Raw genomic sequence first — 23,881 nt, 5'->3', positions numbered from 1 at the left:
CGTGCAAATTGTCGGCGCGTTTCAATCCACGCGCCCACGCGGGGCGCGACGGCTTAAGGCTAGTTCATGGCCACCAATTATGGTTTCAATCCACGCGCCCACGCGGGGCGCGACTCGCGTGGATACGCTGGAGGACGCCAAACAAAAGTTTCAATCCACGCGCCCACGCGGGGCGCGACGGTCTGGGTGCAGTAGCTCACGTCAAGTCCTCGTTTCAATCCACGCGCCCACGCGGGGCGCGACGGCTTGGGTAACCCGCATCGCCCGCCAGGTAAATGTTTCAATCCACGCGCCCACGCGGGGCGCGACCGCCTTGCATCCGTTGGCCTGGCGGGTGTTAATGTTTCAATCCACGCGCCCACGCGGGGCGCGACAATCCGCCACCGATTTGGCCTGGACGCTGCTGGTTTCAATCCACGCGCCCACGCGGGGCGCGACCGGCGCAAAGGCAAAACCTTTTCGATCTGGAAGGTTTCAATCCACGCGCCCACGCGGGGCGCGACAGTTGCTATCAACCCGGCAATGGACCGTCCAAGTTTCAATCCACGCGCCCACGCGGGGCGCGACGTGCTTCTATATACAGTCTTTCCGTTAATGCTGTTTCAATCCACGCGCCCACGCGGGGCGCGACGATTAATCGGCACATGGCTTGTTCTCCGGGAGGTTTCAATCCACGCGCCCACGCGGGGCGCGACCCTTTCCTTATAGCCTCTGTTATCGCAATACAAGTTTCAATCCACGCGCCCACGCGGGGCGCGACTCTGAAAGCCATTTTCTTCAGTCAAATCACGGAAGTTTCAATCCACGCGCCCACGCGGGGCGCGACACACCAGTGAGTTGTTCTTCAAGAGTTGTGATAGTTTCAATCCACGCGCCCACGCGGGGCGCGACGTATTTCGATCTCGCCGTAGGCCGTCGAAATCGTGTTTCAATCCACGCGCCCACGCGGGGCGCGACCCTTTCCCAAGTGTATTTGAGCTTGTTTTGAGAGTTTCAATCCACGCGCCCACGCGGGGCGCGACGCGGATCGACACCCGCTTTCGATAAATTATTGAGTTTCAATCCACGCGCCCACGCGGGGCGCGACTTGCCGACTACGCGGCGGAAGTGGTCAAGGCATGTTTCAATCCACGCGCCCACGCGGGGCGCGACTCAATTTTTCCGCGACCGTCGCGTAAAATTGCGTTTCAATCCACGCGCCCACGCGGGGCGCGACACGACTGGGCAACCGGCGTGTTTTTAATGCTGGTTTCAATCCACGCGCCCACGCGGGGCGCGACTGGACCAGCAACTGGCAAAACGAAACGCCCGAAGTTTCAATCCACGCGCCCACGCGGGGCGCGACCGGGTTGCTGTTGTTGGTTGTCGCTCAGATGCCGTTTCAATCCACGCGCCCACGCGGGGCGCGACGTTGAAGGCTATCGATGCGGTTCATGCGATCGAGTTTCAATCCACGCGCCCACGCGGGGCGCGACTGCGTTGTTATTACCAGTTGATTTTAAAGGCGTAATCGCCTTGTCCATGCGAACCGATAGCATTCAACGCAAAAAGCATTCTATTTGAATTTGGGGAGATTTTGTAGTTGCTTTATTTTCAGTAAGTTAGCGTAAATGCGAAACCTAAGGGATTTTTATGTATGCTTGGGGTTCGCATCACATCAGCAACAGACCGTTTAAGTCCAACGCCTTTTTTGCTCCGATATGCTCTACCTTACGTTCCCAATTACTACCCAGGTAATAAATCCTCAGGCTATCTTCCTCTGGGTCCATCACACTAATCAGCTGATTTTTCAGCTCAGTCCATTGCGCCATATCCACTTCGATTTCGAACACGGAATACTGAACCCGCTGTCCAAATACCTGACAAAGCCGGGCCATGCGCCTTAGACGCTTCGGACCACCTTCATTTTTAAAGCTGACATCGTAGGTGACCAAGATCATCATCAGTAAATTCCTGGTTTATTTCCATAAAAACGGCACATAACTATCGCAATCTCCGCGCAGAAATCTAGCCAAAATTTGCGCTTGTAACCACGGCAACAAGCCCATCGGCACCGACTCTTCGAACCAAGGATGCATCAAGGTATCCTGCTTACGATCTTGCCAAGCGGCCAGTAGGGTTCGGCGCGGTTCTTCCTTCAGTGTAAAAGAACCGTTGGGCCATTCCTCAAAATCCTTGATAGCCAATTGGCGTTTGTTGATCAAAGACAGCACGAACCGGTCTATCATCGGCCGAAACTCTTCCGCCAAGTCCAGCGCCAATGATGGCCTGCCGCTGCGTAGCTGGTGCAAAAAACCACTGGCTGGATCAAGACCGGTAGTTTCCAAAGCCGATCGGCAATCGTGGGTCAGCAAGGTGTAACAAAATGACAGCAAGGCATTTACCGGATCGGTCGGCGGGCGTCGCCTGCGAGCATCGAATTGAAAATCCGGTTGCCGGATAAGGTGCTGAAATACGCCGAAATAGACCTGCGCAGCCTCCCCCTCCCGTCCCATCAACGTGTCAATCGATTCGCAGTCGGCTAATTGCTGCAGGCAACGACTCAAACGTTTCTCTGCCGTCGCCAGTTCGGCCGACATCGCTTGTCCGTCCGGTTGTTCCCCGTAGTCGCGCAGATAACGCCGCACCACCGCGCGCTGGTTATACAGTTTGCCAGACAACATGGTTCGAGCGATGTCGACGCTTTTTTCTGTATTGGCACCCGTTAAATGCTGAGTGCGGCGCAACAGCACATTGCCGCTGACCGGACCCTCGACACGGGCCAGAAACTTGCCGAATTGATTCAAATAGGTAATGGTGACGGCATTTTCCGCACAATGCGCCATCAGATAAGGGGAAATACTGACCTGACCGAAACAAACCAAACCTTGTAATTTGTGTATCGGCACACGAGCCTTAATCTCGTCGCCGACCTTCATTACCAGATTGTCGTTATCCTTATGTATCCAGGCGTTTTGGGTTTGAATATAAATCACGTTGCGTAACGGCCGCATGCTTAAACCTCTGCCAATTGTTGCGCCAGCCACGTTGATGCGGGCCGGGTAAAGTCTCTTGGATGACAAAGCTCGATCAGCGAACAATGTCGACATTTACCAGCCTGATAAACCGCCTTGGGAGTCACTTTGGATTGAATGATGTCCCGGCAGGCTTGAATGGTTTGCAAGGTCAGCTCCCGCAATGCCGCATCGAAATCGACTGGATGCCGACGCCGTACCTCACCGTAAAACAACGCACCGTTCGGTACATCCCGTCCTTCCATATCCTCAAGACACAAGGCCTGGGCGCACAATTGCACTTCATCAGCGCGATGCTGTTTGGGCTTGCCGCGTTTGTATTCAATGGGAAACGGCTGTTCGCTGCCGTCGGCTTGACGGTGATACTCCACCACGTCGGCCACGCCCTCAACGCCCAACCGCGCGTGTGACAAACGCAACGCGCGGACCGTCCGAATGGCTCCGCGCGTTTGTTTGTCCGCCTGATCAACGCGCTGATGCAACACTTTGCCTTCGGCGGTGAATTGGTTTTCGCTCCAAACGTCTTCCAGTTCGATTAAGCCAAACTGCCGGGGACAATACAGATAGTGTTGCAGACGCGAGAGGTAGATGGATTCCAGCGTTTGCATCGGCAATTCAAAACCTTTCTTCGACGGTGACATCCTTAAGATCGGTTTTGTCGATGCTGATTTTATAATCGCTAAAACTTGAGGCCGGCGTGTCATTTTCGCCGTTAATGCGCTCAACTTTTACACGCTCGAATAGCGCATGCGCCGGTACATTGCCTAGCGCATCGCTATGTTTAAACACTACCAATTTACGTGCCGCCATTTCACCGCGAGCAGCCGAGCGGTCGTGTTCGAACATTAACGCCAGTGCTTGCCAAAGTTTTTCCAAATCGGTTTCCGAAAAACCGGTTTTTTTCGCCAGCTTAGCGGAAATAAAACCATGTGCGCGGTACAAACCGTAAGGTACGATGTGCTTGCGTCCCATTGTGCGGTTTCCGCCGGCTTGTTCCTCGGCCTCTTTTTCAGTGGTTACCGCCATACGAGTGATGGATATTTCCAGCGGAATGATCGGGTCTATTGATTTGGCGAATGCCAGCTGGACTGGGCCGCGCACCTGGCCGCAATTGACTTCGGTGGTCATAACAGCACCAAAAGCACGTATGTCGAAAAAGTGCTTGCACATCCAAAGGGTTATCTCATCCGCCTTCGTAGTATCTTTGGGCAGTTTTTTCGACACATGCTCAATTCCAAGTGCTTTATAAGCTTCTTCATGTTGTAGATTTAATATGCTTTTTTCCTTGACATAAATTTTATAGCCGGGTGTTTTTTCATCCGTTAATTCAATGAAATTACGGATTTTTCGCTTCAAGCAAACATCGGTAACTAAGCCTTTACTGGATTCAGGGTCCAGACGCGGCATATTGCCCGCATCGGGATCGCCATTGGGATTGCCGTTGCTTACGTCAAATAAATAAACAAATTCGTAGCGATTTTGAATGGTCATTATGGTTGTCCTTAATTGTTTGTTGATTCGTTAGATTGGTCGGCGACGGCATCAGCCTTTTTGCTGCTTTCAAAATACGCTTGCTTTTGGTGGTAATAACCGATGGCAAAGCGTCCTTGTTCTTCGACAGATAAATGCCGTGGAAAACTGTTTTCTATACCGGCAATAATTTCGGCTAAATCCTTTTTAAGGTTGACAGCATAGCCAGGTTTGTCCTTGCGTAGCTTTGTCAGGTGATTCTGACTGCCTGCCAGCAAGCGAGGAAATACCGAAAAAGGTACTGTTGAAGCCGTTCCGTAATATTTATCAGTGACGGTGCTGTTCAAGTCACGCCCTAAAGCCGCCTCCTGAATCCGTTCTATGACGGCAAAAAGCCTTCCCAATCGGTAGGCGGTATGAGTGCTGCTTAAATCTAAACTCACGGGTACTTCCTCCTGTATTAATCCTTTACGAAAATCGCGTTGAATAATGGCTTTTATCATTGCCACTCGGATGCCGCTAATGTCGCCATCCGAGCGGATTCTTTGAATCAGTTGCGTCAACAACATACGCGGATAGGGTTGTCCGGTAATAATGGTTCGCATCAATTCGCCTGCTAATTGAGGCGGTATGTTTTCGCTTTTGCCTTGCGTCGCTGTTTGTATCAATAAACGCCAAACAGAGGGCGGCTCGCGCCAAGGCAATGGATTCAAGGATAAATCCTGGAAATGGTCGCTAATATGGTTAGCCAATTGCCCAAATGTGGTATCAAGCCAGTAACGAATCGATAGTCTTGCTGCATTAGGAGCTAAACCGAGGACAAAAAATCGGGTTTCGGGGTCGAGATCGGGCGCAAATTCCTTTAATGGTCGGCCTTTGGCTATTTTGTCCAATACCGGTCTTATTTGTGCTGCTTGCTCCCCATCATCTACTGGCATGTTCAGCATAAACCCAAACAAGGACTCGGCCTGTTGCGCGGTTTGTCCGTCACCGGCAACCGCCCAAAAAACGGTGCTGGTATCGCCGATGGATACGCACTGGTTGTTTTCGCGTCTGAGCAGATAATTTAAAGCCGTGGTGTATGCGAATGCGGTCATTTCCGAAACAGGCGCATTCTCGCCTTGCGATTTTCCATAGGATGTATAGGCATCGGCATTAAAGGAAACTATCGAGCCGCCTGCACTTTGTCCGCCGTAAACGCCTTTTATGGATGGATGCAAATTCATGAATGGTTCATTCTTCCCAGTGTCAAGACAAACGGCCTTGTTGGCATCTGCTTTAGGCGCGATAGTTTTTAACCATACTTTGATTGCCTCCTGCCTTTCATGAATATATCCCTTCTCGCCATCAAGTTTAAAAACGAAATTAGCGTCAAGCATTTCATTTTTGAAAAACTGGGTTTTGAATTGATCCGGCGACCAGTTTTTTAAAAAAAGACAAACAGCCTTTAAACCTTCATCCTCGGTATCACTCAATAAGTCCAAATGTAATTTCTTAAAAGCCTCGAATGTAAGCTGCGATATTCTCAAATCTTTTTTATCGCTCGATTCAACTCCAAGACAATATGCTGTTTTATCCCATAGGAAGAAAGCATTGTTTTTTCCCTCCTTAAAAGCTTTTTCAGTAAATTGCCCGCTTCGTTTAACAGACCAAGGCACAGTCAAATATCTGCCTTTTTGCTTTTTTTCGTCCGACAAATTGGACTGCACATCGACAAGCTCTCCATCACGATTCAGGACTAAAATGTAACTAATGCGCTCTCCACTAAATCCATAAGACGGCACTCGCGCCAAACCGGAAACCGGATCAGGTGTGTCCGCTAACCGTTGATAATATTGCGCCAAGGAACTCAGTATCATGCCTTCACCTCGTCGCTGTAAAAATCCGGCACTGTGATTACGCCGCCGCTAAGTTCGGCTTTGAAAAAACGCGGCATCATGCCATTGGCAAAATCAATATCGTGCAGCATCCAACCTAATTCACGGTTAAGCTGTTCCTGCGTCAATGCCGATTCCGGCAAAGATTGTTCCGGTTCTATCAACGAAAAATAAGCCGGAAACTCGCGAACGCCCATGCAAGGCTGCTGGAAGCATTGGCCTTTTCGCGCCCTGCGATTGAATATATCCAAATGCTTGCCTTCGTTATCTTCTTCGCCGGCTAAATCGGTCAACTCAAAATGGGCTTCAATAACGTAAGCGACATCGCGCAATACCGTTGAAGCCCGCTGCTGGCGCTCTTTGGAATCATCAGCAACCAGATATAAATCCTGTGTGCTTTGATTGCGCATCGCGGTTTTGATTTTAGCCGCGGAAATCTTGCTGCCGACCTCGTTACGCCGTATCGACTCAAAACGCACCGGTTTCAAAACGTGAATTTTGTCGATAACCCAACGAATCGCTGGTTTCCAGTGAATGGCTTCAAGGATGCCCCGCGCTGCTGAGGGCGTGATGACATCGTAAGATACGCGCTCTACCTTCATTTCCGGGCGGGTAAAACACGCATAGTCGCCCCAGATATGTAGTTTTATTCCATACGCCATAATGTTTAACCTTTATGTTTTTTAAAATATTGTTTTCTTGGCTTCCATGAAAACAAGACTTTCCTTATCCCAACTAAGCCCCGCTTCTTTGTCATACAAATCAGGATCGGTCAAACGCCAAAACTGGTCGCCGAATTTTTCGGGCTTGATCGATTCAACGGCACCAACTCTCAACAGCTCTTTGAAACCTTGTTCAGGAATTTGAACTAAATAAACCTGTAGCTGACGGGCGATACCGCCGACATTTTCGGCAAACTCCAAATCTTGCAGTAGCTTTGCGGCGTTGTCATCGAATGCAATGATTACCGGCTTAAGGCACGTTTCTATCATGCGAAAGTCGCGGGCGATATTCTGAAAAGGAAAGCTGAGTTTTCGGCAGTGATTGTTATGAGTTTCCAGAATTTTTTTCTTGTCTAGCTCATCGCCTTTAGACCAGTACACCGCATTGAAATAGCTTGTTAAAGCACCGGGGGATAGCAAGTTTCCGCTATGATTGCGCATAACTTGGCGCATATTGCCAGCCAATTGCTCCAATTCGGGCGGCGCTCGCCAATCTGGGCTTTGAAATACCAACACTTCGCTGTCTTTACGCTCGCGCTTGCCTTCACGGTTACAACGTCCTGCGGCCTGGGCAATAGAATCCAACCCCGCTTCTGCGCGTAGTACGCAGGGGAAATCAACATCTACACCGGCTTCTATCAAAGAGGTTGAAACCAAACGGCAAGGCTTTCCCTGTAACAAATCATCCCGTACTTTTTCCAAAATCTGCGAGCGATGTTTGGCGCACATCAGCGTAGTCAGATGGGTTGCGCCCTCTAGCTTTAACTTCTTCATGCTGTCATACAAACTACGGGCGTGACGGCGATTGTTGGCGATAAAGAGTACCTGTTGTTTTTCCTGTAAATGGCTCAGCAGTTGCTCATCGGTTTGTTCGCCAATATTTTTTACCGTGACCCGTTCAAGTTCTGTAAACAACGCTAGCGGATCAGGCGAAATTTCACGAACATTTTCAAAACCATTGATGAAACCATTGTCTTTCTTAAGCGCAGGTTGCGTCGCCGTACATAAAACAATGCTGCACCGATAATTCAGCGCCAACTCATCAAGCGCAGCCATAATCGGCCGAAGCAGTTTAAGTGGCAAGGTTTGAGCTTCATCGAGAATGATCACGCTACCGGCAATATTATGGAGTTTGCGGCATTGCGAAGGCCGGTCGGCAAACAACGATTCAAAAAATTGCACAGCAGTCGTAACAATAATAGGCGCATCCCAGGTTTCCATTGCCCGCTTCAAATTGTCACGGGCGTTGTTATTGGGCAGATTAGTGTCATCAAAAGCGCTGTGATGTTCTATGACCGCATCGGCCAAATCGTCAAACGCTTCTTTAAAGACTTTGGCGTTCTGTTCAATAATGCTGGTAAACGGAATGACATAAATAATTCGGCGCAATTGATGAGCAATGGCGTGGTCCAATGCAAAAGCCATTGAGGTATAAGTTTTCCCGCCTCCGGTCGGCACGGTAAGAGAAAACAAGCCGGGAGGTAATTCCGCTTGTTTGCGGCTATGGTCAAGAATGCGTTGCCTAAGCTGATTGATGCGTTTAGGCGGCTGGACAGCCAGCTTCTGCCGGACTTCTTCTAATTTGGCATTGAACCGCTGGCGCAAGGCCTGTATCGATGGGTAGATTGGTTCTCTTTCTTTCCCTTCCAAGCGAAGGTAATAGTTGTTGGTATCTTTTCTGTCGGCATCAATCAAGCATGAAAAAATCATGCGTGTAAAAAAAGCCAGTTGAAAGCCAGGCCAAATTTTATGGGGTTTTAATGCTGGTAGCGTTAAATGCGCCGGCAGCTTTATTTCCTGCTGCCATACAGGATCAAGATCAGGAATATCGTCGCCGAACTTAAGTTTCAAACGCTCATCCAGTGTTGAACGTTGCTGTCCTTCATCAATGCCATTTGCTAAGCCGGTATGATGCCCAGCGATGCAAAAGGCGAGCAATTTTCCCATTTGTTGCCAGCGCTCATTAGCTATCTTTGCTCCGGCAGTAGCATGATCGACTCTGACTTTTCCGCCTTGCAATCGCTTTAGAAATTCTGGGCAATATTTGCCAAGATCATGAAGCAAACCGGCATAGGTGGCTAATTCTTCAGCCCCAAACCACTGCGCGTTTTGTCCGGCAATATCGCTTACCTTGCTCAGGTGATTAAATAATGTTTGGCCATCGGATAAATCATCAAGAGTTCCTGAGTGGGCATAGTAAACAGTGTGATTAGATTGTTGTGTTGGCACGAGTTTTATTCCATTAAGCTCGATTAAGCGCTTTGATATTGAAGCCGATTTCATTCCTCGCGCCACACTTACAAGCAAACAGTCGGGATAATTCCGATGCCTCGTAGAGATGACAATCCAATGTCTGAATTTTCTTATCGTGATTTCTGATATGAGCTATGTATTGCGTCATGCGAGAGTAAACTGAATCGTCCGTGTTGATTTATTTTGCCCCTCAATGTACAAGAAAGTCCCATATAATCCAAGCTAACGAATCAACTAAGCTACATGGAGGAATTCAATGCCACGGCATTACACGACCAGGGATTTTTTTCGGCAGATGCCAAATGTGTTACTGGCGCGGTTTTTTCAGGAACGGGACTTGTTGAAGACGTTCGATTTTGCCGGCATGCCCGATAGCAAGCCCGATGCTTTGTTTTCGGCTTGGATTGATCTGCCGGAAGACCAACGCCATAAACTGGACGGGGATTTTCGCGACATTTTCGGAATGAGTTGCGAGAGAGGTTTTAAAGCTATCATCGACGAAGCCGAATGGCAAATGCAGTCCACTCCCGAAACGTTGACCGCTTTTATTGATGCGCTTTCGGCGCAACCAAGCCACTATCACCGAGCGATGCTGACCTATCTTGACCATGCCGAGTGCTGGCGCGGCGCAACCCGTTTTTTTCATGCCGATACCCTGCCCTATTGGCGCAAACGCAAAAACATGGGCCATAGACCGGCAGCCGTGGATGATGTCAGTATTTGTGAATTAGCCGATTTAATCCGTCATTACTTTCATCGCACGGAAGGCCGAGGTAACCATTGCGTGGTGGAGCCATTGAAACGTGGCGATCTGGATTATTTCTTCGCCTATCCGGAGGACTATTCCCAGCAAAGCATTGAATGGATCGATGGGGAGTTCGGCCGGCGACCGCACAATCCGGCGTTTGAAGTGGTCTACGTCTACTCGCAAAAGGACGGCTCGCTGGATTTGAATTTTCGCGGTTCGCACAAGGCTGTTGAACCCTTACAAGGCATGTTCGCCAATGCCATTTTAAAACTCGACGAATTGCCGCCGGACCCGAAAGACCAACGGGTTTACGATTTGAACCCGCTGCGCCGCAAAAGCTTTCAGTTCAGTTATGGCGTGGGCAGTGGCATCGAACATGTGTTGGTCAAAAAACTGCGCCTGTCCTCTCGGGCACGCAAAGGCGACCGCGTCACGCTGGAAGCAGATGCCTTGGAAGACTCGGACGCAATCTATACGTTGCTAGACAAAATCGGCCAGTCCATACCGCTGCATTTATTCAATATTACCCAAGTGGAACTTGCCGCTTCGATTATTACCAAGCCGGACAAACCGGCTAAAACGGTCACCATCCGCATCACTTACCCGAATTCCTGTTCGCTGAAATATGACGAAGTGGATTTGAAATTGCGCGATATGCTGGAGGCTTCCGGCATTGAACCGAAGGAACAATCCGATCAGGAAGAAGAAACTGCTGATTCCGACGCAGCATGACCCCCGACGAAACCTTGATCGAATTGCTGGAGCGCCTTGGCTCAATGCGCGGCGCACCGGTGTTGATCGATAGCCGCGAATTAAGACAGTGGCCGACTTCGATTGTGGCGGCGATGATACAACAAGGGTTACTCAGTAAAGCGTCACCGGCAAAAAGCGCAGTGTGCCCTGGCTGCGAGCGCGAATGCATGATGCCGGTGCATTTAATGTCCAATGCCACAGGCCATGTCCAGGCCTTGATGGTTTGCGATAAACGCGACGACATTAGCCGGGTGCCGGTAGCCATCGAATGTTTGGAACAGCGGCAGGCATCAGGCGATTCTCTGGCAAACATGTTGGCGGCGTTGCTGGATTTGCGCAAGGCAGACAAGACTGGCTCGGAAACGGCCCGATGGGAAATTGGTTTGCTTAAAGGGGCCAAGCACACGAGTCATTTGGTTCTAACTGCTGATGCCGGGCTGTTATTGTCGCTGGCCGGGCATACGGTTGCAGTGGTTGAAGTGCTGACATTTGATGGCCAAGCATTCAAGGTCGATAAACGTAAATTAACCCGGTTTGTCGATAAACCGGCGTTAGGTGGCGGCGATGTCGAGTCGGCCGCGCAAAGGAAGGAACGGCTCAAGAAGCGCGTTCAGGTATTAACAAACAAGGGCATCAAAGCCTTTTTAAAAACCGTTGCCGAGGAAGAAGGCATCAGTGTTTCGCGATTAAAACAGTTGCTAGCCGAGGACGACGAACCGAAAAAATCTAAATCATAGTGGTAAGCCCTAGCCAGTACATTTTCTAAAAGCCAGTGCTACAGCGGCCTAGCGCGATTTTTCACTAGCTAGCTTGCAAGCTAGTCCCCTAGCTGGTTCTCAATACGTAACCATGTTCAACAAGCCTCAAGGAGGCACTAACATGGTTACCAAGATTTTAAGACTTCCCGCCGTTAAAACCCGCACCGGACTTTCCCGTTCCACGATCTATTTGCGAGTAGCCGAAGGCAGTTTTCCGGCACCGGTTTCGCTTGGCGGCCGCGCGGTAGGCTGGATCGAGGCCGAGGTCGATGCGTGGCTGAATCAGCGTATCGAAGCAAGCCGTAAATCGGTTGGTTAAGGGGGCGTCATGGATATGCCTTTGACAGATTTTGATTTTGCACCCGCCGAAACCGATAAAAGCGACAAAACCGATTTGGTCAGTAATCAGGCGTTTTTGTCGGCAATTTTCAGCATTGCGCAAGCTGATATTAAACCGCTGATAGTGAGCTTTGCAGGCAGTCCGGCCAAAGTTCAGAAAAGCGCTTGGTTTGGCCGGCCATGGGCTAGCAATTCAGAGATGAAGGTTTCGCTGCCTCCGGATGCCAATAACTATTTTTCATTGGCGGTGTTCCACCCGGACGAAGAAGGCACCTACCGACGCCAAAAAGTCCAATTCCATGCGTTATATGCGGTGATGCTGGACGATGTGGGTAGCAAGGTGGCGATGGAACGCTTGACGTTGCCGCCGACCTGGCTGCTGGAAACCTCGCCGGGCAACCATCAGGCCGGCTATTTGTTAAGCGAACCGCTGACGGATGGCCCCTTGGCTGACCGGTTGATGAATGCAGTTATCAGCGCCGGTTTGTGCGATCCGGGGGCTAACGGTCCTCGCGCACGCTTGGCGCGTTTGCCGGTGGCGGTGAACGGCAAGCATGAACCACCCTTCCCTTGCCATATGGTGAACTGGAATCCTGAATTGAACTATTCGATGCAGGCGTTGATGGACGGTTTGCAGTTGGAAATGGCGACATCCGAACGGCCAAAACGGCAACGGAGGCACGCGACACTCGAACAGCCGCAGGACGGTGATCCGGTTTGGATACCGCGTCCAGCCGAAAATGCGGTTATTGCGGTATTGCGCGACTTGGGTTTATACAAGTCGCCGCTTGGTCATGGTAAGCACGACATCACTTGTCCGTGGGTCGCGGAACATACTGGCGAGATGGATGGCGGAACGGCGTATTTCGAGCCAGAAGACCTTTGGCCTATCGGTGGTTTCAAGTGTTTACATGGGCACTGTGCGGAACGACATATTCGCGATCTGCTGGACTTTCTCGACATTGAGATTAGTGCGGCACGCATGAAAGCCACGATCCGCATCATGGCTGGTGAGATTCATCGCGTAGTGGATGCCGCCGAGTGTGAATTGGCGCAATCACGTCACCATTACCAACGCGGCGGGCTGATCGTCACGATCGTCACCGATCCCGTTACGCGTGAATCGCGGGTACAGGAAGTGACTCAGCCAGGGTTGGTCCGCGCATTGGCGGGTGCGGCGACCTGGGAGCGATTTGATGCACGCGCCGTGGGTTGGGTGCGCACCGATCCGCCAGCTCGGCATGCGGCCGTCTTGTTCGATTCACCGAGCTATCCACATCTGCCCGTGTTAAACGGCTTGGCGCGTCAGCCCTATCTGCGACCGGATGGCAGTTTGATGACAGCGGCGGGTTATGACGCTACGACGGGGATGTTCGGCGTGTTTGACACGCGCGACTTCGCGGTGCCGATACAGCCAACCCGTATCGAGGCCGAAGCCGCATTGGCAGTGCTGATTGATACGTTGGCGGAATTCAGTTTCGCTACCCCAACCGACCAAGCCGCCGCACTGGCCGCAATTCTCACCGCCGTGGTACGGCCAAGTCTAACCGTCGCACCGATGTTTCATGTTAAGGCGCACATGCCAGGCTCGGGTAAATCCTATTTGTGCGCACTGATGACAGCCTTTGCCACTCCACAGCGCGGCACGCCCACCACCTTTCCCGGTGATGACGAAGAGTGTCGGAAACTGCTATTAGCCGAGTTGCTGCGAGCGCCGGCCGTGGTGGAGTTCGATAATCTGACCGGTGACCTGGTTGCTCATAAGAGCTTGTGTACCGCGTTGACGGCGGAATTTATCAGCGGTCGGATACTGGGCGTTTCCAAAACGGCAACGGTCAGCACGCGAACACTGTTTATCTCCAGCGGCAATAACGTCGGCCCGGTGCAGGACATGGCTCGGCGTTGCGTGACGATCCACCTTGATCCAGGTTGCGAGATACCGGCCTCACGCAGTTTCAAGCGCCCTCATCTTATCCGCGATGTCCTGCGCGAACGCGGGCGATTTGTATCGGCTGCACTGACTATCGTTCGGGCCTGGATTGCCGCCGGACGGCCGAAAACGGACTGCAAACCACTGGGAAGCTATGACGAATGGTCCGAACTGTGCTGCCAGCCATTGCTGTGGCTGGGCTGCACCGATCCGGTCGCATCCGTATTTGAAGCAATGGCCGAGGACCCGGACCGCGAGACATTGGCGCGCTTACTTTCAGCTTGGCAGGCCGTGTTTGGCAATACCGCCGCTATGATCCGAGAGGCCATCAATAAATCGAATTTAGCATTCGAAGACCATCAAGAATTGCGTGAGGTGCTGGATGATATTGCCAGTGAACGCGGCGAGATCAATCGGCGCAAGCTCGGCCGCTGGATAAAGCGACATGCCGGCCGCATTGTCGATGGCAAACGCTTCCTGCGTGCCCCTGGCAATAGTTCATCCGAGCGCTGGCGGGTGGAATCGGTTTTATCGGTTTCGGAGGTTTTCTCTAGCCCGATTGTAAAAACTGTCAATCAAGCCAAAAACGATAACGCTTATGCCCGTGCTAGTCGCGGCGAATGAATTAGGAGTATCCATTTATGAACAACCTGGAAAATGAAGTGTTAACGGCCAATCCAGCACTGCATTCTAGCGGACCCTACGAAACGGTGCGCTATAACGCCATGACACACGGCATTTTGTCGAAGCATGCCGTATTGCCTCACGAGGATAAAGCCGAGTTTGACAATCTGTTGTCGGCGTTAAAAGCGGAACATCAACCGGCCGGCATGACCGAAATGCACTTGGTGGAAGAATTGGCGACGATCTTGTGGCGCAAGCGCCGAGTGCTTTTGGCGGAAGGCGCATCGATCAATCGCAACCTCAGGCAAATAGCCAGTCAAACCGATAGTAGTATTGTGCCAGCGGCTGTACCGTTCGATCCTGGTCTGAAAACCAGTCATTTATGGGTCACCGACATTATTTGCGATACCCCGGAAGAAAACCAAGCCAGGCTCCATGAAGCCGAACTTGATCTCGCCGCCACGGAAAAAGCGGCGGCCATACTGCGTAAAGGCGGCAAAACCGCCTACGCTCGGGCCCGCAACGCTTTGATTCCCGAAAGCCGCGACATGTGGGACGACTATGTGGAAGAGGAGGAATATCCTTCCACGGCGGAAGGGTTGGCAGAATTCATTCGCGAAAAACTACATCCACTTTGCCTGCAAATGCAAAAAGAGGCGCGGTATTACCAGGAAATCAAGGCGCAAACGCTGGGCGAAGGGCTAAGACCACAGCAATTGGAGAAGCTAAACCGTTATGAAGTCCACCTGGATCGTAAATTTGAGCGCACGTTGGCGATGCTTTTGAAGCTGAAAGACCTGCGTAGCCCTATCAATCCGACTCCGTAAAAATGCATGCCAAGGCCAGTCCCAGCAAGGCCTCTGGCCAATTTAGCTAAACAACCACATTCAAACTTGCCAAATGATTTAGGCAAAATCTGAGAAAAAATATGGGTGGAATCGGCAGCGGCCGCCGTTATCAAGGCGGCAAAAATACGACCAACGACATGCAAGCACTGGATGTACGCTACTTGCAACGCCAAGGTTTGTTAACGCCGGGTCGAACCTCAAGCTTGACGTGGTCCCGATCCGGCACCGTGATCGGATCGATACAAATCACGGCGCACGCGGATCGGATCATTCTTCAATATCGGCATCAGAGACACAACGGTCCTTGGCAAAACCTAGATTATCCTGTCTACTTGGAGAAGACCCATTGCAACATGGGCGGGCAGAGAACTTGGTTCCTCTGCCCTGCACATGGTTGCGGTAAGAGGGTGGCGATTCTTTACGGCGGAAAAATCTTTGCGTGTCGGCATTGCCATAAACTGGCCTATGGATCTACCCGAGAAAAACGAGATGACCGAGCGAGTAGAAAAGCAGACCGAATTCGTGAAAAGTTGGGATGGCAGGTGGGGATCTTGAATCCCAATGGCGTCAAGCCGAAAGGTATGCACTGGACAACATTCCATAAGCTCCAGCTAAAACACGATGTATTGGTCAATCAGTCGTTAGCCGGGATCGTTACGCGGCTGCGTTTGTTTGAAGATGAGTCGCTAATTTGAAGTTAGGCGAATCTGTTTCGTAAAAACGATAGCAGCACGGTCAAGCGATTAAAAAATGTATCCCGGAATGTATCCCGAAATCAGGTACTTCTATATCTTTTACAGTAGTACGTTTTCTATCTTATTGATTTAATTGGTCGGGACGGCGGGATTCGAACCCACGACCCCTTGTCCCCCAGACAAGTGCGCTACCAGGCTGCGCTACGCCCCGAAAAGAAATGTGACAAACTAAACTAGCCGGTTATTCTAACACGGTTTTGTCGACTGATCACTTCAAAAGTTCTAAAATATCTTCCAGTTCGCTTATCATCTGGTGGATAAGCTGCTTGGTCCTTAGCGTGTCTTCCTTGGCGCTACCGCTGGCCAGATGCGCCCTGGCGCCGCCTATCGTGTAGCCTTGCTCGTACAACAGCGCTCTGATTTGCCGTATCAGTAATACGTCGTGTCGTTGGTAATAACGGCGGTTGCCGCGGCGTTTTACCGGACTGAGTTCGCTAAACTCCTGCTCCCAGTACCGCAATACGTGGGGCTTAACCCCGCATAGTTCGCTAACTTCGCCTATCGTGAAATAGCGCTTCGCCGGTATGACCGGCAACTCGTTGTTATTACTGGGTTCCAGCATAGGCTTCCACTCGGGCTTTCAGTTTCTGTCCGGTTCTGAACGTCACGACCCGGCGTGGAGTAATCGGGATTTCTTCTCCGGTTTTGGGGTTACGGCCCGGTCGGCCGTTTTTGTCTCTCAGCTCGAATTTGCCGAATCCGGAAATTTTCACTTGCTCCCCTGTCTCCAGGCAACGTTTAATTTCTTCGAAAAACAATTCGACAATTTCCTTGGCTTCTCGTTTGTTCAAGCCTAGGTCTTCGAAGAGTCTTTCCGCAATGTCTGCTTTGGTTAATGCCACAATCACTCCCTCAATTTTGCATTCAGATTGGTCGCCAAAGTATCGAGCACCCTGCGAAATATAGCATCAATTTCAGTGTCGGTCAGAGTTTGCTCGAAATCCTGTAATACCACGCTCAAGGCCACGCTTTTGTGACCTTCACTGACGCCTTGCCCTTGGTAGACGTCGAAAATCGCCGCTTCCCGAATAGCCGGTTCCCGACAGTCTAGGACACAACGGACGATATCGCCGGCGGCAACGGCCTGATCGACCACCAATGCTAAATCCCGACGTACCGACGGGAATTTAGACAGCGGGCTGAAACTGGGCACTTGCCGAATCGTTAAAGCATCGAGAGCCAATTCAAATAAAAATACCGGACTATCGAAACCCAACTGCTTTTCCAACAAAGGATGCAACATTCCCAGCCAACCGATACTGTCGCCCTCTAAACCAACGATTTCAGCCGACTGACCAGGATGCAGGGCCGAATGTTGAGCACTGCGGAAACCGGCGGCTGACGCACCTAACGCGAGTAGAGCTTCGACATCAGCCTTCACATCGAAGAAATCGACCCTACAGGCCTTCTCTGCCCATTGTTCCGCATGAACGCTACCCAGGGCCAGCCCGGCGAGCATTTTTTGCTGCTGGATCTGACCATCGCGATATACGAAACGCAGGCCGGACTCGAACAAGCGAACTCGACTTTGTTGGCGATGAGTGTTGTAAAGCGCGGCGTTCAACAGACCGCACCAGAGCGTGGTACGCATGACCGCCAGTTCCGACGAAATCGGGTTTTGAATCCTTATAAATTCGGCACCGGGTGCGACGGCCTTTTGCATCGCCTCATCGACAAAGCTGTACGTGATAACTTCCTGATAGCCTCTATCCACCAATGCGTCTTGCAACCGCTCGAGCGTCAAGCGATTTTCCGGCGCTTTGCCCAGTTCGGCGCGCATGCGCAAATTGCTGCTGGGCAGGTTGTTATAACCATGGATGCGGCCGATTTCTTCCAATAGATCCGCTTCGATGGCTATATCGAAACGAAATCCTGGCGGGGTGATTTCCCAACCATCCGCGACTTGCGCAACCGTCATTCCCAAGCCCTGGAATAAGGTTGCGACCGCTTCGTTGGACAACTCGATTCCGAGTATCTTCGCAATTCGGTCGCTACGCAACTTGACCGGACTACGGGCCGGCAGCGCATCTTCGTCGACCGCTTCCGTGATCGGACCAGCGCTACCACCCGCAATCTCAAGTATCAATTGCGTCGCGCGCTCGAGGGCCCGATGTTGCAATCTGAAATCGACGCCGCGTTCGAAACGGTGGGACGAATCGGTATGCAAGCCATATTGCCGAGCCTTGCCGGCTACGCTAATCGGCGTGAAGAATGCGCATTCCAAGAAAATATCGCAAGTTTGGTCCGATACCGCGCTGTCCTTGCCGCCCATCACACCGGCCAACGCCAGGGATTGGCGTTGATCAGCAATAACCAGACTGCCGTCGTCCAACACGATGGTTTGGTCGTTTAACAGCGCTAGCGATTCGCCCGCGTTAGCGCGCCGAACGACAACGGGCGCGGCCAGCTTAGCCGCATCGAACGCATGCAAGGGCTGACCCAATTCCAGAAGCACGTAATTGGTGACATCGACGACCGCACTCAAGCCGCGGACGCCGCTACGACGCAAGCGTTCCAGCATCCAGAGCGGGGTTTTGGCACCCCGAGCGATCCCTTTAATCAAGCGCCCCAAATAAACCGGGCACGCTTCCGGTGCTTCAACCTGAACTTCCAGCACGTCCGAATGACCGATTTCGGCGGCGGCGGGTTCGGTTGGCGTAAACGCCTGCTTGTTCAATACCGCCATTTCCCTGGCAACGCCAACCGCACTGAGGCAATCGGCTCGATTAGGCGTCAATCCCAACTCGATAATATTGTCGTTCAACAACAGATATTCGCGAATATCGACGCCTACCGGCGCGTCGCTTTGCAGCTCCATCAAACCGTCTGAAGTCGCCGCAAGGCCGAGTTCTTTTTCCGAACACAGCATACCGAACGATAATTCACCGCGTAACTTGGATTCCTTGATTTTGAAGTCGCCGGGCAAGATCGCGCCAATCAGAGCGGCCGGCACCTTCAAACCAGGCCGGACATTGCTGGCACCGCAAACGATTTGCAGAGGCTCGGCTTGGCCGACATTGACTCGACAGACTCTTAACTTATCGGCGTTGGGGTGCTGCTCGGTCGACAGCACTTCCGCGACGACGACGCCGCTGAATTCCGCCGCGACCGGCGTGACCGCATCGACTTCCAAGCCGGCCATCGTCAGTTGAGCAACCAAGGCGGCGGTATCGATCGGCGGGTTAACCAGCTCCCTCAACCAGGCTTCGCTAACTTGCATGATTCAATCCACCGTTACCTAAACTGTTGCAAAAATTTCAAGTCGTTTTCGAAGAACATCCGCAGGTCGTTGATACCGTAACGCATCATTGCCAAGCGCTCAACACCGGTTCCGAAGGCGAAACCCGAGTATTGCTCGGGATCGATACCGACCGACTTGAAGACTTCCGGATGGATCATCCCGCATCCGCCCACTTCCAGCCAACCTGTCTGTTTACAGACGCGACAGCCCTGGCCGTCGCACATGACGCATGAAACGTCGAACTCAGCCGACGGCTCGGTGAACGGGAAATAAGACGGCCGAAACCTGACGTCGACTTCCTTCTCAAAAAAAGCCCGCAGGAATTCGAATATGACGCCCTTCAGGTCGCCGAAGCTGACGTCGGTATCGACCAGAAAGCCCTCAACCTGATGAAACATCGGCGAATGGGTCATATCGGAATCGCAACGGTAGACGCGGCCGGGCGCGATGACTTTCAGCGGCGGCTTCTCCGATTCCATGACCCGAATTTGTACCGGCGACGTATGGGTGCGCAGCACGGTATGCGCATCGAAATAAAAGGTATCGTGCATCGCCCTGGCCGGGTGATGCTCGGGTATGTTGAGCGCGCCGAAATTATGGTAATCGTCTTCGATTTCCGGACCTTCGGCGATCGTAAAACCGGCGTCCGCGAAGATCTTGGCGATGCGTCGCTGGGTGACGGTTACCGGATGCAGTCCGGCGCTGGATTGCCCTCTACCGGGCAACGTGACGTCGATTCGCCCCGCAGACAAACGAGCCTCGAGTTCGGCATTCTCCAGCAACTGCCTACGCGTTTCGAGCGCGTCCTGAAAGGCGGTTTTGGCATTATTGATAACTTGACCGACACTCCGTCTCTGCTCGGGGTCCAAACCGCCCAGGGCCTTCATGCGCTCCGTAAACAGGCCTTTTTTGCCCAAATAATGAACCCTGATCTGATCCAGCTGTTCCAGATCTTGTGCATTGGCAAGCGCTTGCAATGCCTGCGTAATAATATCTTCGATACCAGCCGACACGACTCAGCTCACTATAGTCTGACATTGAGGGGGTAACCGCTCCCTTTAGCGGATTCCCGGGGAGCCCTCCCCGCCTTGGCGGAGAGGTAGCGACCGCGAGTCGTCCGCGCGGACGACTCGGATTTTGTTACGGTTTGCTTTGGTTGGCGATAGCGACTTTGGCTATCTCGCCAAACGCTTCGATGTCGCGCACGGCCAAATCGGCCAGGACTTTGCGATCAATCGCGACATTGGCTTTGTTCAAACCGTTGATCATGCGACTGTAGGATATGCCGAACTGACGCGCGGCAGCGTTGATACGCACGATCCACAGAGCGCGGAATTGGCGTTTTTTAGCCTTACGGTCGCGGTAAGCGTACTGGCCGGCCTTAATGACCGCTTGCTTGGCGACGCGATAGACTCGGCTGCGGGCGCCATAATAGCCTTTAGCCAATTTCAGGATTTTTTTGTGTCTTGCTCTAGCGGTGACACCGCGTTTAACTCTAGCCATGTTTTAACTCTCTCTGCAAATAACGAATCGATCAACTATAAGGCAGCATGCGTGCTACCAATGGCGTATCCGATGGATGCAGGATGGCTGTTTTACGCAATTGTCTTTTACGTTTGGTGGTTTTTTTGGTCAGGATATGACGCTTATGCGATTGCTTGCATTTGAAACCGCCGGTGCCGGTTTTCTTGAAGCGCTTACCTGCGCCACTGTGGCTTTTCAGTTTTGGCATTTGTTTTCTCCAATGAGTCAAAGTAATAATCCCTGAGAAAAAACCCAGTGAGGCAAAATGCTTGGCCCCATTGAATTTTTGGGCAAAACGCCCTTAAGACCGCACCATCCCGCGCGGACTACCGTTTATCGAAACGGCGAAATCTTAATTATTTCTTTCTTTTCGGGGCCATAACCATGACCATCTGCCGACCTTCCAACTTGGGGAATTGCTCGACGGAGGCCAGCTCTTCCAGATCGGTTTCGATACGCTTCAGCAAGTCCATACCCAACTCACGGTGAGTCAGTTCGCGACCTTTAAAACGCACGGTAATCTTGGTTTTATCGCCCTCGTTGAGGAATTTGACCAAACTCCGAATCTTGACCTGATAATCACCTTCTTCGGTGCCCGGTCGGAACTTGATTTCCTTAATCTGGATTTGCTTTTGTTTCTTCTTGGCAGCTTGCAGTTTTTTGTTCTGCTCAAACTGATACTTGCCAAAATCCATGATTTTACAAACGGGAGGATCGGCATTCGGCGAAATCTCGACCAAATCCAGATTTGCGTCGTAAGCAAGCTGTAAAGCTTCGTTTATTGAGACTACACCGACTTGTTCACCTTCTGCGCCTATCACCCGAACCCGTCTAGCGGTTATATCGGTGTTTAAGCGTGTTGCATCTTTTTTAGAGCTGATACCCTAATCCTCCACGTTGTTATTATTTCCTGTCGGCAATCTCATGTTTCAAGCGTTCAACCAACTCCGAAACCGCCAGACTTCCCAGATCGTCACCTTGCTGCGTACGCACCGCGACGGTCCTATTCTCCATCTCTTTGTCACCGATTACCAGTAAATACGGTACACGCTGCATGGAATGCTCGCGGATTTTAAAGCCTATCTTCTCGTTTCTCAAGTCAATTTTAACTCTAAGACCTTGTTTTTCCAGCTCCAGACGCACCTGTTCGGCGTAATCGGCCTGTTTGTCGGTAATATTCATCACGACGACCTGGACGGGCGCCAGCCACAACGGAAAATTTCCGGCGTATTGCTCGATCAGAATACCGATGAAACGCTCAAGCGAGCCCAACACCGCTCTGTGCAGCATCACCGGCACATGGCGAGCGCTGTCTTCGCCGATATAACTGGCATCCAAGCGGGCCGGCATCGAAAAATCCACCTGTATCGTGCCGCACTGCCAAACCCGGCCAATGCAATCTTTTAATGAAAATTCGATCTTCGGACCGTAAAAAGCCCCTTCCCCAGGTTGCAATTGCCAGTCCAGGCCTTTGTTGTTCAAGGCCAACTCAAGAGCGCCTTCCGCCTTATCCCAAACCGCGTCATCGCCGACGCGATTTTCGGGACGGGTGGATAATTTGATGATCACCTCGTCGAAGCCAAAGTCCTGATAAACCTCAAACAACAGGTCGATAAAAGTGGAAACTTCGGATTGAATCTGGTCTTCGGTACAGAAGATGTGCGCGTCGTCCTGAACGAAATTGCGCACCCGCATCAAGCCGTGCAGCGTGCCAGAAGGTTCGTTGCGATGACAGGAACCGAATTCGGCCAAGCGGACCGGCAAATCGCGATAGCTCTTGATGCCTTGGTTGTAAATCTGGATGTGGCACGGACAGTTCATCGGCTTGACCGCGTAATCGCGATTTTCCGAATTGGTCGTAAACATCATCGCACTGAATTTATCCCAGTGACCCGACCTTTCCCACAAGCTGCGATCGACGATCTGCGGAGTCTTGACTTCGCCGTAGCCGTTCACTCGCAATTTTTCGCGAATGTATTGCTCGATCTGTTGATAAATGGTCCAGCCTTTGTCGTGCCAGAATACCATGCCCGGCGCTTCTTCCTGGGTATGAAACAAATCCAGGACCTTGCCGATTTTACGGTGGTCGCGCTTTTCGGCCTCTTCCAGCCGATGCAGATACGCCGCCAATTCCTTGGCATCGCCCCAGGCGGTACCGTAGATGCGTTGCAGCATTTCGTTTTTGGAGTCGCCGCGCCAATAGGCGCCAGCGATCTTCATTAATTTGAACGCCTTTAGCTTGCCGGTGCTCGGCACATGCGGGCCGCGGCACAAATCGGTGAAATCGCCTTGCTTATAAAGCGACAGATCTTCGTTGGCCGGAATCGAAGCAATGATTTCCGCCTTGTATTTTTCGCCCAGACCCTCGAAAAAGCTAACCGCCTCGTCGCGCGACAACACCGACCGGCTAACCGATATATCTTGCGAAGCCAGTTCTTGCATGCGCTTCTCGATAGCCGCCAAATCGTCGGGCGTAAACGAGCGTTCGAAAGCAAAATCGTAGTAAAAGCCGTTTTCGACGACCGGACCGATCGTGACTTGCGCTGAAGGAAATAACTGCTTAACGGCTTGAGCCAGCAAATGCGCGGTCGAATGGCGAATCACTTCAACGCCTTCATCGTCCTTGGCGGTAACAATTTGCAGAGTGGCATCGGTTTCAATAAGCGTGGACGCATCGACTAATCGGCCATTGACCTTGCCCGCCAGGGTGGCTTTTGCCAAACCCGCGCCGATGGACGTGGCGACATCCATTACGGTAACCGCTTGGTCGAATTGGCGTTGAGAACCGTCTGGAAGTGTAATTACCGGCATTTTTCGATCCCACAATAAAAAAAGCACCGTCATGCGGTGCTTTATATTTGGTAGGCGCGAGTGGACTCGAACCACCGACCCCCACCATGTCAAGGTGGTGCTCTAACCAAACTGAGCTACGCGCCTAAAGTCTGTCATTCGATTCGGGCATTATAACGATGTTTTTTTTTGTTGCAAGCTTTTTCCACTGACTTCCCTGTCGCGCTCCGCTCAC

21 protein-coding genes, 2 tRNA genes and 1 CRISPR repeat array (1 of these 24 only partly in view) are annotated in these 23,881 nt (G+C 51.7%); of the genes, 6 read left to right on the top strand and 17 right to left on the bottom strand.

Annotation, left to right across the window (positions count from 1 at the left end; translation table 11 throughout):
• A CRISPR array of direct repeats spans positions 1 to 1,475; the repeat unit is 32 nt; unit sequence GTTTCAATCCACGCGCCCACGCGGGGCGCGAC (it extends 1,211 nt beyond the left edge of the window).
• A 177-nt stretch (positions 1,476 to 1,652) separates the two neighbouring features.
• The 7 genes from cas2 to BJL95_RS07145 are packed head-to-tail and all read right to left on the bottom strand — an operon-like array spanning position 1,653 to position 9,366.
• Positions 1,653 to 1,943, bottom strand: a complete 291-nt coding sequence (gene cas2 / locus BJL95_RS07175; RefSeq protein ID WP_071156643.1) for a CRISPR-associated endonuclease Cas2 — start codon at positions 1,941 to 1,943, stop codon at positions 1,653 to 1,655.
• A 15-nt stretch (positions 1,944 to 1,958) separates the two neighbouring features.
• On the bottom strand, positions 1,959 to 2,993 hold the full coding sequence (gene cas1c / locus BJL95_RS07170; protein WP_071156641.1) for a type I-C CRISPR-associated endonuclease Cas1c: 1,035 nt from the start codon (positions 2,991 to 2,993) through the stop codon (positions 1,959 to 1,961).
• A gap of 2 nt (positions 2,994 to 2,995) precedes the next feature.
• Complete coding sequence (gene cas4, locus BJL95_RS07165; RefSeq protein ID WP_254786711.1) at positions 2,996 to 3,655, bottom strand: CRISPR-associated protein Cas4; 660 nt, start codon at positions 3,653 to 3,655, stop codon at positions 2,996 to 2,998.
• On the bottom strand, positions 3,630 to 4,508 hold the full coding sequence (gene cas7c / locus BJL95_RS07160) for a type I-C CRISPR-associated protein Cas7/Csd2 (protein ID WP_217631669.1): 879 nt from the start codon (positions 4,506 to 4,508) through the stop codon (positions 3,630 to 3,632). Before cas7c ends, cas4 begins: the two co-directional genes overlap by 26 nt.
• Before the next feature lie 8 nt (positions 4,509 to 4,516).
• Positions 4,517 to 6,343, bottom strand: coding sequence for a type I-C CRISPR-associated protein Cas8c/Csd1 (gene cas8c / locus BJL95_RS07155; RefSeq protein WP_071156635.1), 1,827 nt, complete (start codon positions 6,341 to 6,343; stop codon positions 4,517 to 4,519).
• Positions 6,340 to 7,023, bottom strand: coding sequence for a type I-C CRISPR-associated protein Cas5c (gene cas5c, locus BJL95_RS07150; RefSeq protein WP_071156633.1), 684 nt, complete (start codon positions 7,021 to 7,023; stop codon positions 6,340 to 6,342). The genes cas8c and cas5c overlap by 4 nt, the downstream gene beginning before the upstream one ends.
• Before the next feature lie 21 nt (positions 7,024 to 7,044).
• Complete coding sequence (locus BJL95_RS07145) at positions 7,045 to 9,366, bottom strand: CRISPR-associated helicase/endonuclease Cas3 (RefSeq protein WP_083385753.1); 2,322 nt, start codon at positions 9,364 to 9,366, stop codon at positions 7,045 to 7,047.
• Between the two features lie 226 nt (positions 9,367 to 9,592).
• Here BJL95_RS07145 and BJL95_RS07140 point away from each other — a divergent pair, with 226 nt between their 5' ends.
• The 6 genes from BJL95_RS07140 to BJL95_RS07115 all read left to right on the top strand — a co-directional run bounded on the left by BJL95_RS07140 (position 9,593) and on the right by BJL95_RS07115 (position 16,031).
• Positions 9,593 to 10,816, top strand: a complete 1,224-nt coding sequence (locus BJL95_RS07140) for a hypothetical protein (protein ID WP_071156631.1) — start codon at positions 9,593 to 9,595, stop codon at positions 10,814 to 10,816.
• A 14-nt stretch (positions 10,817 to 10,830) separates the two neighbouring features.
• Complete coding sequence (locus BJL95_RS07135; RefSeq protein ID WP_139306160.1) at positions 10,831 to 11,574, top strand: hypothetical protein; 744 nt, start codon at positions 10,831 to 10,833, stop codon at positions 11,572 to 11,574.
• A gap of 142 nt (positions 11,575 to 11,716) precedes the next feature.
• A complete protein-coding gene (locus BJL95_RS07130) occupies positions 11,717 to 11,914 on the top strand; it encodes an AlpA family transcriptional regulator (RefSeq protein ID WP_071157047.1) in 198 nt (65 codons plus the stop codon).
• A 9-nt stretch (positions 11,915 to 11,923) separates the two neighbouring features.
• A complete protein-coding gene (locus tag BJL95_RS07125) occupies positions 11,924 to 14,488 on the top strand; it encodes a hypothetical protein (RefSeq protein ID WP_071156627.1) in 2,565 nt (854 codons plus the stop codon).
• Between the two features lie 17 nt (positions 14,489 to 14,505).
• Entirely contained in the window at positions 14,506 to 15,315 is an 810-nt protein-coding gene (locus BJL95_RS07120) for a hypothetical protein (protein ID WP_071156625.1), read from the top strand.
• 101 nt (positions 15,316 to 15,416) lie between these two features.
• A complete protein-coding gene (locus BJL95_RS07115; protein WP_071156623.1) occupies positions 15,417 to 16,031 on the top strand; it encodes a hypothetical protein in 615 nt (204 codons plus the stop codon).
• Between the two features lie 134 nt (positions 16,032 to 16,165).
• On the opposite strand, the gene BJL95_RS07110 is transcribed toward BJL95_RS07115, so the two are convergent.
• From BJL95_RS07110 to BJL95_RS07065, 10 genes are all read right to left on the bottom strand, one after another.
• Positions 16,166 to 16,242: transfer RNA gene (locus BJL95_RS07110), tRNA-Pro, on the bottom strand.
• 57 nt (positions 16,243 to 16,299) lie between these two features.
• Positions 16,300 to 16,653, bottom strand: coding sequence for a MerR family transcriptional regulator (locus BJL95_RS07105; RefSeq protein WP_064029728.1), 354 nt, complete (start codon positions 16,651 to 16,653; stop codon positions 16,300 to 16,302).
• Positions 16,637 to 16,936, bottom strand: a complete 300-nt coding sequence (gene ihfA, locus BJL95_RS07100; RefSeq protein WP_064029817.1) for an integration host factor subunit alpha — start codon at positions 16,934 to 16,936, stop codon at positions 16,637 to 16,639. The genes BJL95_RS07105 and ihfA overlap by 17 nt, the downstream gene beginning before the upstream one ends.
• Positions 16,936 to 19,311 carry a phenylalanine--tRNA ligase subunit beta gene (pheT, locus tag BJL95_RS07095; RefSeq protein ID WP_071156621.1) on the bottom strand — a complete coding sequence of 792 codons (2,376 nt, stop codon included), beginning with the start codon at positions 19,309 to 19,311 and terminating at the stop codon, positions 16,936 to 16,938. Before pheT ends, ihfA begins: the two co-directional genes overlap by 1 nt.
• Before the next feature lie 14 nt (positions 19,312 to 19,325).
• Positions 19,326 to 20,345: a phenylalanine--tRNA ligase subunit alpha gene (gene pheS / locus BJL95_RS07090; RefSeq protein ID WP_071156619.1), complete on the bottom strand. Its 1,020-nt coding sequence runs from the start codon at positions 20,343 to 20,345 to the stop codon at positions 19,326 to 19,328.
• A gap of 127 nt (positions 20,346 to 20,472) precedes the next feature.
• Positions 20,473 to 20,835: a 50S ribosomal protein L20 gene (gene rplT / locus BJL95_RS07085; RefSeq protein ID WP_071156617.1), complete on the bottom strand. Its 363-nt coding sequence runs from the start codon at positions 20,833 to 20,835 to the stop codon at positions 20,473 to 20,475.
• A gap of 31 nt (positions 20,836 to 20,866) precedes the next feature.
• Positions 20,867 to 21,064, bottom strand: a complete 198-nt coding sequence (rpmI, locus tag BJL95_RS07080; protein ID WP_054761633.1) for a 50S ribosomal protein L35 — start codon at positions 21,062 to 21,064, stop codon at positions 20,867 to 20,869.
• 148 nt (positions 21,065 to 21,212) lie between these two features.
• Positions 21,213 to 21,737, bottom strand: a complete 525-nt coding sequence (gene infC / locus BJL95_RS07075; protein WP_082885574.1) for a translation initiation factor IF-3 — start codon at positions 21,735 to 21,737, stop codon at positions 21,213 to 21,215.
• 22 nt (positions 21,738 to 21,759) lie between these two features.
• Complete coding sequence (thrS, locus tag BJL95_RS07070) at positions 21,760 to 23,667, bottom strand: threonine--tRNA ligase (protein ID WP_071156615.1); 1,908 nt, start codon at positions 23,665 to 23,667, stop codon at positions 21,760 to 21,762.
• Between the two features lie 48 nt (positions 23,668 to 23,715).
• Positions 23,716 to 23,793, bottom strand: a tRNA-Val gene (locus tag BJL95_RS07065).
• Between the last annotated feature and the right edge of the window lie 88 nt (positions 23,794 to 23,881).

Origin of the sequence: Methylomonas sp. LWB (assembly GCF_001856095.1) — a bacterium.
Lineage (GTDB): Bacteria > Pseudomonadota > Gammaproteobacteria > Methylococcales > Methylomonadaceae > Methylomonas > Methylomonas koyamae_A.
This window is presented reverse-complemented; position numbering and strand designations above follow the sequence as displayed.

Coding starts and splice junctions, on each gene's coding strand:
- cas2 (WP_071156643.1), bottom strand. CDS start 1,943: ATGATGATCTTGGTCACCTACGATGTCAGCTTTAAAAATGAAGGTGGT.
- cas1c (WP_071156641.1), bottom strand. CDS start 2,993: ATGCGGCCGTTACGCAACGTGATTTATATTCAAACCCAAAACGCCTGG.
- cas4 (WP_254786711.1), bottom strand. CDS start 3,655: ATGTCACCGTCGAAGAAAGGTTTTGAATTGCCGATGCAAACGCTGGAA.
- cas8c (WP_071156635.1), bottom strand. CDS start 6,343: ATGATACTGAGTTCCTTGGCGCAATATTATCAACGGTTAGCGGACACA.
- cas5c (WP_071156633.1), bottom strand. CDS start 7,023: ATGGCGTATGGAATAAAACTACATATCTGGGGCGACTATGCGTGTTTT.
- BJL95_RS07145 (WP_083385753.1), bottom strand. CDS start 9,366: ATGAAATCGGCTTCAATATCAAAGCGCTTAATCGAGCTTAATGGAATA.
- BJL95_RS07140 (WP_071156631.1), top strand. CDS start 9,593: ATGCCACGGCATTACACGACCAGGGATTTTTTTCGGCAGATGCCAAAT.
- BJL95_RS07130 (WP_071157047.1), top strand. CDS start 11,717: ATGGTTACCAAGATTTTAAGACTTCCCGCCGTTAAAACCCGCACCGGA.
- BJL95_RS07125 (WP_071156627.1), top strand. CDS start 11,924: ATGGATATGCCTTTGACAGATTTTGATTTTGCACCCGCCGAAACCGAT.
- BJL95_RS07120 (WP_071156625.1), top strand. CDS start 14,506: ATGAACAACCTGGAAAATGAAGTGTTAACGGCCAATCCAGCACTGCAT.
- BJL95_RS07115 (WP_071156623.1), top strand. CDS start 15,417: ATGGGTGGAATCGGCAGCGGCCGCCGTTATCAAGGCGGCAAAAATACG.
- BJL95_RS07105 (WP_064029728.1), bottom strand. CDS start 16,653: ATGCTGGAACCCAGTAATAACAACGAGTTGCCGGTCATACCGGCGAAG.
- pheT (WP_071156621.1), bottom strand. CDS start 19,311: ATGCAAGTTAGCGAAGCCTGGTTGAGGGAGCTGGTTAACCCGCCGATC.
- rplT (WP_071156617.1), bottom strand. CDS start 20,835: ATGGCTAGAGTTAAACGCGGTGTCACCGCTAGAGCAAGACACAAAAAA.
- rpmI (WP_054761633.1), bottom strand. CDS start 21,064: ATGCCAAAACTGAAAAGCCACAGTGGCGCAGGTAAGCGCTTCAAGAAA.
- thrS (WP_071156615.1), bottom strand. CDS start 23,667: ATGCCGGTAATTACACTTCCAGACGGTTCTCAACGCCAATTCGACCAA.